Source organism: Megasphaera paucivorans (genome assembly GCF_900103535.1).
In the GTDB taxonomy this organism is placed as follows: domain Bacteria; phylum Bacillota; class Negativicutes; order Veillonellales; family Megasphaeraceae; genus Megasphaera_A; species Megasphaera_A paucivorans.
Genome location: NZ_FNHQ01000030.1, coordinates 18,282 through 32,654 on the forward strand (window position 1 = coordinate 18,282; position 14,373 = coordinate 32,654).

Here is a 14,373-nt window from a genome sequence, read left to right on the forward strand (position 1 = left end):
TTCATTGAGCCGCTTTTTGGAAGGCTGTTCGAGACGCCTCAATCGTAGTATGAATATCAATATCTGTATGGGTACCCGATACAAAACACGTTTCAAATTGGGAAGGAGGTAAATAAATACCTTGTGCAAGCATAGCTAAAAAATATTTGCAGAACATCGTTTGATCGGCAGCCGCTGCTCCTTCATAGTCAATCACGGCATTTTTGCTGAAAAATATACTGAACATAGTACCTGCTTGATGAGCACATAGAGATATCCCGGCAGCGGCTGCTGCTGTTTTCAAGCCATCGACGAGCAAGGTGGTCAATGCTGTTGTTTTAGGAATGTAGCAAGGATCCTCCGTAATAATTTTCAGTGTTTCCAATCCAGCCGTCATAGCCAGCGGATTTCCGCTTAACGTACCGGCTTGATAGACGGGGCCTTCAGGAGATACACAATGCATAATATCGGCTCGTCCGCCATATGCAGCAACGGGAAGGCCGCCGCCGATAATTTTGCCGAGGCAGGTCATATCGGGTAAAATATGATACATGTCTTGGGCTCCTCGTAAATTGCAGCGAAAACCACACATGACTTCATCAAAAATAAGAACCGTGCCATATGTTTTCGTTACCTCACGCAAGGTTTGAAGAAATCCTTCCTGCGGGAGAATAAGACCCATATTTCCGGCAATCGGTTCGACAATAACGGCGGCAACAGAATTTCCCAGCGTACGCATTGTTTTTTGAAACGTGGGGATGTCATTGTAGGGAAGGGCAATGGTATCAGCCGCTGTCCCCGGTGTGATGCCGGGACTGTCGGGACAGCCGAAAGTAGCCAGTCCCGATCCGGCTTTTACCAGAAGACTGTCACCATGTCCGTGATAACAGCCGATAAATTTAATGATTTTATTGCGGCCGGTGAAGCCGCGGGCAACGCGGAGAGCACTCATGGTAGCTTCCGTACCGGAATTGACCATGCGGATTTTTTCTATAGAAGGGTATAAATATCGTACCATTTCTGCTAGATCGGATTCAATGGTTGTGGGAGCACCATAACTAGTTCCCCGTTCAACGGCATCGTGCAGTGCTTTTACTACACGCGGATGAGCATGGCCGGCAATCATAGGTCCCCAGGAACCGACGTAATCAATATAGGCGTTGCCGTCAATATCATATATGTGACTTCCTTTGGCATATGCAATAAAAGGTGGTGTGCAATGTACACGGGCATACGAACGAACAGGACTGTTAACGCCGCCCGGCATCAGTGTTTTTGCTTTATTAAAAGCAGTCGTTGATTTTTCTAAATGCAACATGGGATACTCGCTCCTTTTTTGTTATTTCTGCAGCCATCGGGCAGCATCTATAGCGTGATATGTAATGATAATGTCGGCACCGGCTCGTTTCATGGAAGTCAAACTCTCCAATACGATCTGCCTTTCGTCAATCCAGCCATTTAGTGCAGCGGCTTTGACCATAGCATATTCCCCGCTGACATTATATACGGCGATAGGCCGATCAATGCGGTCTCGGGCCTGGCGAACAATATCCAAGTAGGTCATGGCAGGTTTGATCATAATAATATCAGCGCCTTCCTCCATATCAAGATCAATTTCCTTCATGGCTTCTCGTGAATTAGCCGGGTCCATTTGGTATTGCCGGCGATCACCGAATTGAGGGGCAGAATCAGCTGCATCGCGGAAAGGTCCATAATAAGCTGAAGCATATTTTACAGCGTAGGACATAATGGAGATATTTTGAAATCCATTGCGGTCCAAGGCACTGCGTATAGCTGCAATACGGCCATCCATCATATCGGAGGGAGCAATGATATCCGCACCGCTTTTTGCTTGACTGATAGCAATTTTGGAGAGAAGTTCAATAGTAGCGTCATTATCTACGTAATGATTGCAGAGTTTGCCGCAATGTCCATGTGAGGTATATTGACAGAGGCAGACGTCACCGACAATAATAAGATTGGGTACGTTTTTTTTCACAGCCATCATGGCTTGCTGTACCGGACTTGTCATATCCCAGGCACTGGATCCGACATCATCTTTATAGGTGGGTAATCCGAAAATTTCTACAGCAGGTATTCCCAAATCATAAATTTCCCGGGCCAGTTTGACTGCTTGGTCAACAGATAGATGATAGCAGCCGGGCATGCTGGGGATTTCTTCTTTTATACAATTGCCGGAAACGACAAAAATAGGATAAATAAGGTCATGGACCGTCAATGTGTTTTCACAGACCATATTGCGGATAGGGGCAGATAGGCGTAGACGACGAGGACGTAATGTATTAAACTTCATGTGTAACCCACTTCCATTCTTTGATTTTTTTTGCGAGTCCGTCCATCGTATATGTATCTGCTGTAATAATCGGAGCTAGACCGTATGCCCTGCAGGTGGAGGCTGTGATAGGACCGATGCAGGCCAGTGTTATATCAGAAAGAAGACTTTTTTGTTCACCGAGCAGCAATATCAGGTTTTCAACCGTAGAAGAGCTTGTAAAAGTAATCATAGTGACTGTTTTTGATTGTAAAAGGGCAATAAGTTTGCTTTTGTTTTCTACGGCAGCTGTTGTGCGATAAGCTTCAGCAACGTCAACGACAGCAGCTATTTTCGAAAGCTGTTCCGGCAAATAAGGACGAGCATCCCGGGCTCTGGGAATCAGTATGCGGCAGTCTTTTTTTATGTGTGGTCTCATGACCTCCACCAGTTCCTCGGCACAATAACGGCCAGGTATAATATCCGCAGTAATACCATATTGGGATAAGGCTGTTTTTGTAGCAGCCCCGATAACGGCAAATTTAGCATGTCCTAAAGCACGGCTGTCCCGGTGCTGTTTTTTTAGCTGGGTAAAAAAGGCATGAACCCCGTTGATACTGGTGAAAACGATCCAATCATAACTGTCAATATGACAGATAGCCGTTTGCAAAGAGGCATACGCATCTGCCGGCTCCATAATTTGGATCGTCGGAAGTTCAATACAGCGGGCTCCTTGATCTTCTAACAAGTCTGTTAAATCCGAAGCGGGAACAGAAGTACGCGTAATGAGAATTGTTTCACCAAAAAGCGGTTTATTTTCAAACCAGGAAATTTGTTTGTTGAAATTGACGACAGAACCGACAAGAAAGATTGCCGGTGGTTTTAAATCATAGCGTTTAGCAGTGCAGGACGCATTTTCCAATGTTGTAATAAGTGTTTTCTGTTCTGCCTTTGTGCCCCAGCGAATCAGTGCGGCGGGGGTTTCGGGTGCTCTTCCGTTGGCAATAAGTTTTTCTGTAATGTAAGATAAATTTTTTACACCCATTAGAAATATAAGCGTATCCACAGCGGTCGATAACTTTTCCCAGCGAATAGATGACGTCGTTTTGTCAGGCGATTCATGTCCGGTAACGACAGCAAAGGATGAGGCCGTACCACGTTCTGTTACAGGAATACCTGCATAAGCCGGCACCGCAATGGCAGAAGTAATGCCGGGGACTATTTCAAACAGAATATGTGCGGCAGAAAGAGAGTGTGCTTCTTCTCCACCCCGGCCAAAAACAAAAGGATCACCGCCTTTTAGACGGACGACAGTTTTATTTTCTTTGGCTTTGCGGATGAGAAGTGAATTTATTTCTTCTTGCGTTAGTGTATGTTGTTGTGCTTTTTTTCCTGCGTATATGAATTCAGCTTCAGCCGGAGCAAATTTCAAGAGGCGGGAATCTGCCAAATGATCATAAATAACAACTTCGGCGCGAGATAATACTTCTTTGCCGCGCAGGGTAAGCAGTTTATAGTTACCGGGACCTGCTCCGACGAGATATACAATACCTGCCATGAGACTATTCCTCCTTATTTTCTGTAAGTACATGCAATTGCTGCAGTATGCTTTTTCCGCCTTCTGCCAGCAATTTTTCTGCTAAAAAGTGGCCTAAAGCGACAGCTTCTTGCTGAGGAGCCGTTTCACTGCAGCGATATGCGATTTTTCCATCGGGGGAAGCAATAACGGCTTTCAACGTTATCACGGCGTCGTTTATACAACCGTATACACCGACAGGAATCTGGCAATTTCCTCCTATATGAGAAAGAAACGCACGTTCTGCTGTTACAGCCGCAACCGTAGGTGCATCATTTAAGGCGGCAATCAAGGAAAGAACAGCCGTATCTCCGGCTCTCGTTTCAATTGCCAGTGCGCCTTGTCCGACGGCGGGCAGGCATAAGCTCATAGGAAGTTTCTGCGTGATGCGGGTTTCTTTTCCCAATCGCTGTAAACCGGAAATAGCTAAGACGATAGCGTCATAATTTCCTTCATCAAGTTTATGCAGCCGTGTATCTACGTTGCCGCGCAAGCTGCATATAGTTAAATCGGGACGATAATGCAGCAACTGTGCAGTACGACGCAGACTGGACGTACCGATGCGAGCTCCGGCTGGAAGTTTATCCAAGGTGCCGTACCGAGGGGATATCAAAGCATCTCCCGGTTCGGCGCGTTTCATAACAGCACCGAGGACGAGTCCCGGCGGCAATATAGCCGGAACATCCTTTAGGCTGTGTACGGCAAGGTCTATGCGGCCGGATAGTATTTCGGCTTCCAGTTCTTCTGTAAATAAGCCTTTGCCGCCGATTTTAGTCAGTGGTACATCCAGAATTTTATCTCCTTTAGTAAGGATAGGTTTTATTTGTGTAGATATATGAGGAAATTTTTTTTTCAAGGCATGTGCGGCAAAGGCTGTCTGCCATTGGGCAAGTTTACTGTTCCTCGTTCCGATAATCAAGTTCATGGAAGCTATTCTCCTTTGCTATATCAAGCTTAAATAAATCAGCCATAGCTCCGGTTATGTGTTTTTCTTCCGGGGTTTCGGCGGCTTGTGCGGCACAAATCATAGGATCACGCAGCAGCTTGCGTACGATCATGCGGGACATATGATCCAATATGCGGTATTGGTGTTCCTCTAATTCAGGAAGTTTTGTAATACTGCGCTTTAATTCATGACGTCGGATTCGATCTGCTTTTTCGGCCAGCCGTACCATAACCGGACGAACCGAAAGATACCGGAACCGTTCTAATAAAGAATCCGCATCCTCACGGACAATAAGAGCAGCAGCAGCAGCTTCTTGGCGGCGCAGTTTTTCATTGTTTTGTACAGCGGACTCCAGCATATCTATATTATACAGTGTTACGTTCTGCATGGAGCCTACTTTGGGATCTACATCCCGCGGGACGGCAATATCAATAAAAACGAGTGGCCGGCCATTGCGGATAGTAAGAAATTGATGGACTCGCTGCGGATATATGACATAATGGGGAGCCCCTGTAGAAGTAATGACAATATCAATCTTGTCGGCGACAGATTCCACATTTCGAAAGTGTACGGCTATACCTTCAATCTTGTCGGCCAGCTTGCGTGCCCGGTCCATATGACGATTGACAACGTAAATTTGATTAACTTTTTTGCCGCGGAAATTGCGCGCTGTTAATTCGGCCATTTGGCCGGCACCATATAGTAAAATGTTTTTATGTTCCACGCTGCCAAAGACTTGTTCAGCTAATTGTACGGCAGCGTAGCTGACAGAGACAGCATTATAAGCAATATGTGTATCTGTACGTACGCGTTTTCCTGTGGCAATAGCTTGATGAAAAAGTACATTTAAAATGGCACCGGTGGCATCACATGTATGGGCAAGTGTGTATGCTTGTTTTACCTGGCTGAGAATCTGACCTTCGCCAAGTACCAATGAATCCAGACTGGAAGCTACTCGGAGAAGATGAAAAATACAATCGCTGCCGGTATAATAATAAAAATAGTTTAGATTGTATTCTTTTGTATGAGTCAGATGGGAAAAAAATTCGTGCAGTACTTGATTGTTTTTCTTTTCATCATTTACAACGGCATATATTTCAGAGCGATTACAGGTAGATAATACAACAACTTCATCGATACCACTGTAATCATCAAGCTGCAGGAGTTGATTGGAAATATCTTGAGGGGATACGGTAAAACGCTCTCTGATTTCAACAGGTGCGGTTTTATGATTGAGACCTAAAACTACTAATTGCATGACGTATTTGTTCCTCCGCTTCTTCAATTTTTTCTTGACGCACTAGTTCCATGACCTCATCCGTCAGTGCATGCTGCCAAAAGTTCTGGCGGTCTCGGCTGGAGAGGAAGGTTTGCTGTACTTCTTTTCTAAGAAGAGACAAACGAGTTAGCCAATGTCCATATACAGGCCCGTATTCCTTGGTCAGAGCGATACGCAGCCAGCGGGCTAACGCGGGAGAAGCGCCGTTAGTAGAAATGGTAATGGTTAATTCTCCCTGTCTGACAACGGCAGGAAGAGTAAACGTGCAGAGAGCAGGGGTGTCGCAGACATTGACGAGTATATGCTGACGCTGTGCTTCTTCAGCAGCAAGCTGGTTAGCAGTCATATCGTCGGTTGCACAAATTAGCAGTGTAAATCCCTTTTCATCGCCGATTTCATATTTTTTCCTGCGCCAGTGAAGAGCACCTTCTGTAATCAGTTGTTCTATATCCTTTGTCACGTCCGGAGCAATGATCGTTACATCAGCAGATGCTGCAAGAAGTGACTGAATCTTCTGCAGGGCGATACTGCCGCCGCCAAGGACAGCACAAGGCACATTATCCAATCGCATATTGATAGGATACATAAAATCACCTCTTTAATATATATATGTCTACTATTATATATTGTAACAGAGGCAAATGCACCTATATGTTGCAAGTGCAACACTTTTTTAGTGAAAAAATTTAGGAAAATACTATAGTATACCGTAATACGATTGAAAAAAATGATAGGAAACATTCATGCCTGTATCATCCTACTTATGGACTTTAATTAAATTATTTTATAAATGGCTATTATTTGTTAATATAAATAAAAAATGTGGAAGGATTTACTTTATATAATATAGAATTAAACAAGAGCATACTGTATTTTAAAGATTTTGTTTTAAAAACAGACATAAGCAGCAAGTAAGTAGGAGGTGTTTTGTATGTAAGTTTGCTGATCATACATAGAGATCATCAACCAATTTATCGTTTAAGGGGGTATCATTATGCGTTATGTATCAAAAAAGAAATTGTCAGTTTTTTGTCTGATTGCAATGTGCGCCGGTGTTTTTTCATTTGGCAGTATGGAAAGTACACAAGCCTGCAGCAGAATTTTATCTGCCGATAATGGGGAGGCTGTATTGGTAGGGCGTAATATGGACTGGCCGGAAAAAACGGATGTTGCGTTTTGGTTTCTGCCGAGAGGAATTAAAAATATAGGGTTGAATGGAGAAAATTCCTTAGACTGGCAATCTAAATATAGTTCTTTGATTATTGCTTCGTCTGTACAGGGACAATCTTTTGCCTCTGATGGAATCAATGAAAAAGGATTGGAAGCTAATTTGCTGTGGCTCGACGAAAGCAATTACGGCAAACGAGATGAAACAAAACCAGGATTATCTGTTTCGAAATGGGCGCAGTATATTTTAGATAATTGTGCTACAGTGGAAGAAGCGGTAAATTTAACTAAGTCAAATCAATATACGATTGTGGATCTAAATGTTCCTATGTATATTCCAACAGTGGGTACTACTATGGCTCGAGCATCGCTGCATTTGGCATTAGCTGATAAAACGGGAGATTCGGCAATTATTGAATATATAGATGGAAAAGCCGTGATTTATCATGACCGGAATTATAAAATCATGACCAATTCCCCAACCTTTGATAAGCAGCAAGAAAATTTACGGCAATATAAAGGGTTTGGCGGTACAAAGGAATTACCGGGCAATTCTACCCCGGGCGACCGTTTTGTCCGGGCTTCCTTTTATTTGAAAAATTTACCGCAGCCGAGCAATTTGCGGGAAGCTTTGGCGCACATGTTTAGTGTGACGCGGAATGCCGCGCAGCCGTATATCAAGACATTGGATCCTAAACATCCGTATACGGCCGCCACGATATGGAGTACCGTAGGGGATTTGACCAACGGATATTATTATTTTGAGTCGACAACGAGTCCCTTTCTGGTATGGGCTGATTTTTCTTCCTTTGACAGTAATACAGGAGCTCCGGCTATGAAACTTTCGTTAAGCGGAGACACAGATTATAACGGCAACGTGTCTAATTTATTTCAGAAAGCAGATCCGAATGAATTGAAAGTACCGGAGTTCCATCATTGACGATACATTGAAATCATAATGAGAACAATGCAAAAAAGTCACGCTAGAAGTTTGTTTCTGGCGTGATTTTTTTTTTGCAGTAAGCATGCCGATGTATTAATTTACAGAAATGCAATGTTGCAGGTCGTAAACTGGTAATTAATATCCATAAAGCGATAGCGTAATAGATTCGGGATAGGTATCAAAATACAAATACTCTCCCTGCCCGATACCATAGGCGCCGGAGGAAGTATAGCTTCCGATGGGGACAGAGGGCATGCGTGTCAAACCATAGGTGTCATGATAATCGGCAAGGCTGTTTGCACAAGTGTAACCTGTACTGTCGAAGTGGGAGGGACCTTGTTTATACAGTGTAATATTGACAGCAATCGCATTATCGTCGAAGTCGATGCTGACACCCCTATGTTGATACATATAGCGGCTGCGATCGGATACAGCAAGTAAATAAGGAGAAATTTGCGTGGGTTTGCCGTATAGCTTGCATACTTCAGATGGTGTCATTCCTAAATGGAGACCGGCTACAGATTCCACATAGCGGGCATGTGGTGTTTTTCGCAGGGGAAGGGTCTTGTTGAGTACGATATACGTGTGATATCCTTGACCAAATGCATAGATATAAATATCTCGATTTCCTGCAGCTTCTGTAATCCGTATCGTACCACTCTCCGGATATCCTCCGGCAAAGTCAAAGGCCGCTGTGACAGGGCAGCCGTTAATGGAATCGTTTTCTACAGTCATTGCTAAATTACCGGCATAGTCGTACCAATCCCCATCTATACGTTCTAAGAATGTATGAATCGATTGCTGCGGCATGGAATGGTGGTATGCAAAAGAAAGGGAAAGAGATGGCAGAAAAAATATCAAACAAAAAGTAATGATGGATATGATTCGCTTCATCGGGTATCCTCCTCTGCAATACGGTATAAAATAGGAAAATTAATTCCAAGTTTCGTATTTGATTATTTCATCCAAGGATTTTCGCGGTCTGGGTGAGGGTGTTTCATTTCCATATCCCAGCGTTACGATTCCGCAAACATATATATCATTGGGGATGCCTAATATGGGGCGCACATCCTTTTGTTCGAACCAACCGGTCCAACATGCCGCGAGACCTTGATTTTCAGCTTCGAGGAGTATGTGTTCTATGGCAATGGAGGTATCTCGAATACATTGTTTCAATTCCACTTCAGGACTGGTTTCGTCTATATAGAGAGGGCGGCTATCAGAAATACGGCACCTAATATCCGCAGTACATACAATATAAACGGGAGCTTCCAACATCCATTTTTGATTATGATCAACTTGTGCCAGTTTTTTCTTTGTTTCTTCTGATTCTACAATGATAAAACGCCAAGGCTGGGTGTTGCTTCCGGAGGGCGCTAACCGAGCGCTTTCCAGAATTTTTATGATTTTTTCTTTTTCTACGATCCGGTTCTGATATTTCCGTATACTTCTCCTATTTTCTATTTGTTTCACGATAATCAACCCCTTTCACTTTTTATTATACTGTAGGTGTCAATTGCGTCAGCAAAAAATCCGGTGAGCAGGATACACGCAGTTTCTGCTCCTGAAATAGGTACAAAAAAAATATGAAATAGAAATAGGCATATAGGATATAGACCGACCGGTATGATATACTGGAGACAAGGAATGACTGCATGATATCCTGATAGGGCGTGTGATGATCATGTCGGTATATCTATAATTACAGGAAAAGATCGGAGAGGATGCATAATGGACAAGCGGGAGTTTGAATCAGATATGACTCGGTTTATTCTGGAGGATAAACGAAATATAGTGGAGAACGTCCGGATTTTTGAAGCCCCTTTATTTACGTATGGAAGTCCGGTGGATTCAATGTATCAAGACTTGAAAGATAAGAAGGAAGCAAATTTACCGGATCTGATACTGCCGAAAGAATGGCTGTCGTCTGCAAAAACGTGTATAGCTGGATTTCTTCCTTTTACAGAACAGGTGCGTTTTGCCAACAGGGGCGGAGACTGGGCGGCACAAGAGTGGTTGTATGCACGTATTGAAGGGCAGGCATTCATAAATGAACTGCTGCAGCGGGGCACAGCCTATTTAAAAGGAAAAAACTGTGATACGGTCGTGCCCTCTTTAAGTGAAAACTTTCATTCTATTGAGAACATGGGAAGTAATGATTGGTTTACCGACGGGGAAAGCTATACGTCGACTTGGTCAGAGCGGCATAATGCGTATATTTGCGGCTTAGGAACGTTTGGTTTATCCAAAGGCCTTATTACAAAAAAAGGAATTGCCGGACGCTATTTTTCCTGGATTACGGAAGCAGATTTTGAAAAGAATCATAGGACGTACAGCCGCATATATGAGTATTGTACACAGTGCGGAGCATGTATTCACAGATGTCCTGTCGAGGCTATCAATGAAAAAACCGGGAAAAATCATGATATATGCGCCGTTTTTTTGAATAATACGAGAAAACGGTTTTCACCCCGATATGGGTGTGGAAAATGTCAATGCGGGGTTCCTTGTGAACATCAGATACCGGATAAAAATAAGAAAGCCGCAGAGGCATAACTGATTAGCATATAAAATAGGGATAGCCCGATAGGTTGACAGAAAAGAGGTGCGAAAAAATGAACGATTTTTTGAGTGAATTTAAACGATTTATTATGCGGGGCAATGTGCTTGATATGGCTATCGGCGTTGTCGTAGAAGCGGCATTTAGTAAAATTGTGAGTTCTCTTGTGACATACATTATTATGCCGCCCTTGGGCGTACTGCTTGGAGGTATTGATTTTTCTAATTTTTTTATTCTATTGAGCACAACAAAACGCGCAGAGACATTGGCGGAAGCCTAAGCGCAAGGGATTCCGGTCGTTGCCTACGGCGCGTTTATCAATACGGTCATTGAGTTTTTGATTATAGCTCTTGCGATTTTTGTCGTGATTCGACAAATCAATACATTCTTTCCCCAATACAAGGAAATCCCGGCTGTGCGACACTGTCCTTATTGCCGGGAATCAATTGCCGAAGAAGCGACTCGGTGTCCTTACTGTACCTCTGTAATATCGGACTGATCGAAAATAATCCCTATATATCGCTGCAACGCAGCAGTATATAGGGATGGAAAAGATAATTTATTTTGCAGCTGATACGGTCACATTTTGTCCTTGAGGCAAAACGACGTTCATCGCTTCATTTAAATTCTCTGGAGTAGCTGATAAATCGGTATCTTTTTGAACCGTAACCTTAAATACTTGTCCTTGGTTATAATAAATGTTTTCGCCGCGCATGAATAATCCTCCAACGAGACTTACTACAGCGGCGACTGCAACTGCGCCGTTATCATCACGGCCATACCCTTTTACATATCCGTTTAAAGGAATATGGACTCCGTTACGAGTCTGTATGCTGGGAATATTGATTTCTAAATTTCCGCCGCGGCCAAATATTCCGTTGCCGCTGGCTTTGATAATTACACCTTCACAGTTCGATCCTTTTGGAAGAATGACCACATTGTTAATACGTAAATCTTCGGTGGTTTTTAATTTAAGGGGATCTCCTGTTTTATTTTTTTTTGAATTTATAGAATCCATTAATTCTAATGTGATTTGTGTATCTTTAGGAACATATACGTTTCCTTTTTTTACACCTTCGGTTTTATGGTCGAACTCTTTCAGGATAGCCTGTATGCGATCTTTTGTGGAAGGTTCCGCTTGAGACTGTTCTACAGGCAGGGGAGAAGCTAAAATTGGTTTGTGCAATACCATGTCATTTGCATTTGCACCATAAGGAATAGTAAAGATGGTACACATAAATAAAACAGATACAAGTTGCTTGCAATTCATCATAAGTTACCTCCTGAAAATAGTTACATACTTCATGTGAAACTGGGGGCTGTATTTCTTTTTTAATTATTTTTTTTATATTTATTTTATATAATATCATATATAAAATTTTTAGTATATAATAAATAGTACAAAATTATTACGATGGTGTTTTTTGTGAAGTAAGGAAAATAGAGATGTTTTTAAACATGCAATACACACAAAACCAACCGGCGGGTATTCCCGTCGGTTGGTTTTGTATGTATTGCAATATAGTTGTCAGTTTATTTTTTCTGGCACTCGGTTTGTTTTAGGGCGGTGTACCGTAAGAAAAAATGACGTAATAGCGGCAGTAATAGGTATAGTAAAGATTAAACCGATACTTCCGGTCAAAGCACGTACTATTTCCGTTACGATCATACCCAGATTCAGCATGGGAATCAAATCCATATTTTGTTGTACTGCAAATAGTAAAATCAAAGGCAGAAAGCTTCCTAAATAAGCCAGAATCAAGGTATTTGTCATGGTACCCATAATATCTTTTCCGATGTTTAATCCCGAAGAAAATAGATTCCATCTGGATATAGCAGGATTAGAAAGCTGGATTTCCTGCAGGGAGGATGAAATAGAAATAGCAACATCCATGACAGCTCCCAATGCACCTAATATAATGCTGGCAAATACGATGTCTTGAAAATTTAACGAATGCAGGTATTGTGCCCGTAACATGATAGCTTCTTCCGTATCCAATCCAGTTAGATGCATCCAGAAGATAGAAGCAGAAGCAAGAAGGCTTGCCATAGCAACACCGCCTACGGTTCCTAATATGGCACCCCAGGTCTTGGCTTTCCAACCGCTGACCGTAATTTGAGTAACGACGGTAATCAGTGCACTGATTGCAAAAGTGAGATAGGGAATCGGCCATTGTCCTCTTAAAATTTCCGGAATCATTATTTTCAGAATGACTGCGATGGCAAAACAAACGACAAATAGAGATTTAATACCGACTTTGCGACCTATGACCAGCAGTGTTAATACAAAAATACCCAGCAAGATATATACGTAAGGAAGCCGTTGATAATCGGCAACATCATAACGGATTTTTCCTGCATTATCTGTTTTAGCAACAATTACCCGGTCGCCGGGAAGCAAGGTCATATTAACCACTTCATTCATGTTTATCTTTTTGTGTAAACTAGTAATAGTGGATCCTTTATTGGGACCAGAGGTGAGTTTTAATGTTACTAATTGAGCATCATTTGATTCTTTTTCAAATAAAGAAGGGGAATGAGGTGGTTTTTGGATTTTTTCCACTGTTGCATAAAAATATTGCGGCCGTACGTAAGCAGGTACTGTCTGGGCAGTAGAAGATACGGCAGGTGGATTGGCGGCAAAAGCTATATTTCCCATACACATACCGAACAATAGAAAAAGTAAGAATATATTTTTATATAGCAGTGATTTTAATTTCATAGCAGATCCCTCCGTTTATATATTATTTGCAAATGCGAATTATTTGCAAATGTTTATGAATGAAATGATATCATAGATATATTGATCTTACAAATAAAAATATTGTAAAGAATAAGAGATAAAAACAATATAAATAATCTTCTGCTATATAGAACTGGTTAAGAAATAAAAAATGTAAAGTAATTTTAAGAAGAGAAAATACATCAAGGGTTGCAGCAATACCCGGTATATAATTTGCATAACTGCGGGAAGGCAGAAACGTAATAAAAAAGACAAGGTATGATGGGGAGTCATGCCTTGCCTTCTTTTACAGGTTTTCAAAAAGTCGAAATTTTTTATATTAGGAGGTACATGTTTGCTGAAACATGGAAAACCTGTTTATTATATTATAAATATAATTACAAAAAATACAAATGTTTTTAATTAAAATATAAAATTATTATAATAATAAAAAATGCATTCAGATAAATTCTTTAAATATATAAGAACGGTTTTGGCGATTTAAAATTATTTCACCAAACTTTCCGGTGAGATTTCGACGGAAAGTTACAAAAAAAGGCACGTATAAGGTAGAGCATGTACTGACCCCCATAAGTTAGACCTAGAAATCTAGCTTATGGGGGTCAGCTTTTTATGGCAAAATATAGTTATGAATTTAAGATGAAAGTTGTTAACGAGTATTTGCAAGGGAAGTTAGGGTATAGGCTATTATCAAAGAAGTATCATATTCCTAGCGACAACGTTCTCAAAGAATGGGTTGCCGTGTATCGTGAGAACGGTTCACAAGCTCTTCAACGGTCACGCCAGAAGAAAACATACTCTTTTCAATTTAAGCAATATGCGGTAGAGTTATATCTAAGTACAGAGTCATCTTACAACGAGTTAGCTCTTTCGCTAGGTATACATACACCAAGTATTCTAACCTCTTG

Annotated in this window: 13 protein-coding genes and 1 pseudogene; 4 read left to right on the forward strand and 10 right to left on the reverse strand. The window is 41.8% G+C overall.

All coding sequences use genetic code 11. From position 1 onward, the window contains the following. Position 1: 1 nt before the first annotated feature. From hemL to BLR11_RS11345, 6 genes are read right to left on the reverse strand one after another with little or no spacing between them, the layout of a single operon-like run. Positions 2–1,297 carry a glutamate-1-semialdehyde 2,1-aminomutase gene (gene hemL / locus BLR11_RS11320; protein WP_091652114.1) on the reverse strand — a complete coding sequence of 432 codons (1,296 nt, stop codon included), beginning with the start codon at positions 1,295–1,297 and terminating at the stop codon, positions 2–4. Positions 1,298–1,318: 21 nt separating this feature from the next. Then, positions 1,319–2,293 carry a porphobilinogen synthase gene (hemB, locus tag BLR11_RS11325; protein ID WP_091652116.1) on the reverse strand — a complete coding sequence of 325 codons (975 nt, stop codon included), beginning with the start codon at positions 2,291–2,293 and terminating at the stop codon, positions 1,319–1,321. Continuing rightward, complete coding sequence (gene cobA, locus BLR11_RS11330) at positions 2,283–3,809, reverse strand: uroporphyrinogen-III C-methyltransferase (RefSeq protein WP_091652118.1); 1,527 nt, start codon at positions 3,807–3,809, stop codon at positions 2,283–2,285. The genes hemB and cobA overlap by 11 nt, the downstream gene beginning before the upstream one ends. A gap of 4 nt (positions 3,810–3,813) precedes the next feature. After that, positions 3,814–4,752 carry a hydroxymethylbilane synthase gene (hemC, locus tag BLR11_RS11335; protein WP_091652121.1) on the reverse strand — a complete coding sequence of 313 codons (939 nt, stop codon included), beginning with the start codon at positions 4,750–4,752 and terminating at the stop codon, positions 3,814–3,816. Continuing rightward, the gene (gene hemA, locus BLR11_RS11340) at positions 4,721–6,031 is read right to left on the reverse strand and encodes a glutamyl-tRNA reductase (RefSeq protein WP_091652123.1); all 1,311 of its coding nucleotides are present in this window, start codon (positions 6,029–6,031) and stop codon (positions 4,721–4,723) included. Before hemA ends, hemC begins: the two co-directional genes overlap by 32 nt. Continuing rightward, positions 6,000–6,638 (reverse strand): precorrin-2 dehydrogenase/sirohydrochlorin ferrochelatase family protein, encoded by a 639-nt coding sequence (locus BLR11_RS11345; protein WP_091652126.1) that lies wholly within the window; start codon positions 6,636–6,638, stop codon positions 6,000–6,002. Before BLR11_RS11345 ends, hemA begins: the two co-directional genes overlap by 32 nt. Before the next feature lie 408 nt (positions 6,639–7,046). Between BLR11_RS11345 and BLR11_RS11350 the strand changes: the two genes are divergently transcribed. Continuing rightward, positions 7,047–8,159 (forward strand): linear amide C-N hydrolase, encoded by a 1,113-nt coding sequence (locus BLR11_RS11350; RefSeq protein WP_091652127.1) that lies wholly within the window; start codon positions 7,047–7,049, stop codon positions 8,157–8,159. Positions 8,160–8,297: 138 nt separating this feature from the next. Here the strand turns inward: BLR11_RS11350 and BLR11_RS11355 are convergent, their stop codons facing one another. Next, a complete protein-coding gene (locus tag BLR11_RS11355) occupies positions 8,298–9,056 on the reverse strand; it encodes a hypothetical protein (protein WP_091652130.1) in 759 nt (252 codons plus the stop codon). Positions 9,057–9,095: 39 nt separating this feature from the next. Next, positions 9,096–9,635, reverse strand: a complete 540-nt coding sequence (locus BLR11_RS11360; RefSeq protein ID WP_218118788.1) for a nitroreductase family protein — start codon at positions 9,633–9,635, stop codon at positions 9,096–9,098. Positions 9,636–9,893: 258 nt separating this feature from the next. Here BLR11_RS11360 and BLR11_RS11365 point away from each other — a divergent pair, with 258 nt between their 5' ends. Further along, the gene (locus BLR11_RS11365; RefSeq protein ID WP_091652131.1) at positions 9,894–10,718 is read left to right on the forward strand and encodes a 4Fe-4S binding protein; all 825 of its coding nucleotides are present in this window, start codon (positions 9,894–9,896) and stop codon (positions 10,716–10,718) included. Between the two features lie 59 nt (positions 10,719–10,777). Beyond that, a pseudogene (gene mscL, locus BLR11_RS11370) lies at positions 10,778–11,221 on the forward strand (large conductance mechanosensitive channel protein MscL). Between the two features lie 60 nt (positions 11,222–11,281). Here mscL and BLR11_RS11375 read toward each other — a convergent pair. After that, complete coding sequence (locus tag BLR11_RS11375; RefSeq protein ID WP_091652134.1) at positions 11,282–11,995, reverse strand: hypothetical protein; 714 nt, start codon at positions 11,993–11,995, stop codon at positions 11,282–11,284. Positions 11,996–12,250: 255 nt separating this feature from the next. Then, a complete protein-coding gene (locus BLR11_RS11380; RefSeq protein WP_091652135.1) occupies positions 12,251–13,444 on the reverse strand; it encodes a YibE/F family protein in 1,194 nt (397 codons plus the stop codon). A 633-nt stretch (positions 13,445–14,077) separates the two neighbouring features. Between BLR11_RS11380 and BLR11_RS14370 the strand changes: the two genes are divergently transcribed. Next, positions 14,078–14,373, forward strand: a 296-nt coding sequence (locus tag BLR11_RS14370) for a transposase (RefSeq protein ID WP_218118789.1), incomplete at its 3' end; no start/stop codon positions are given.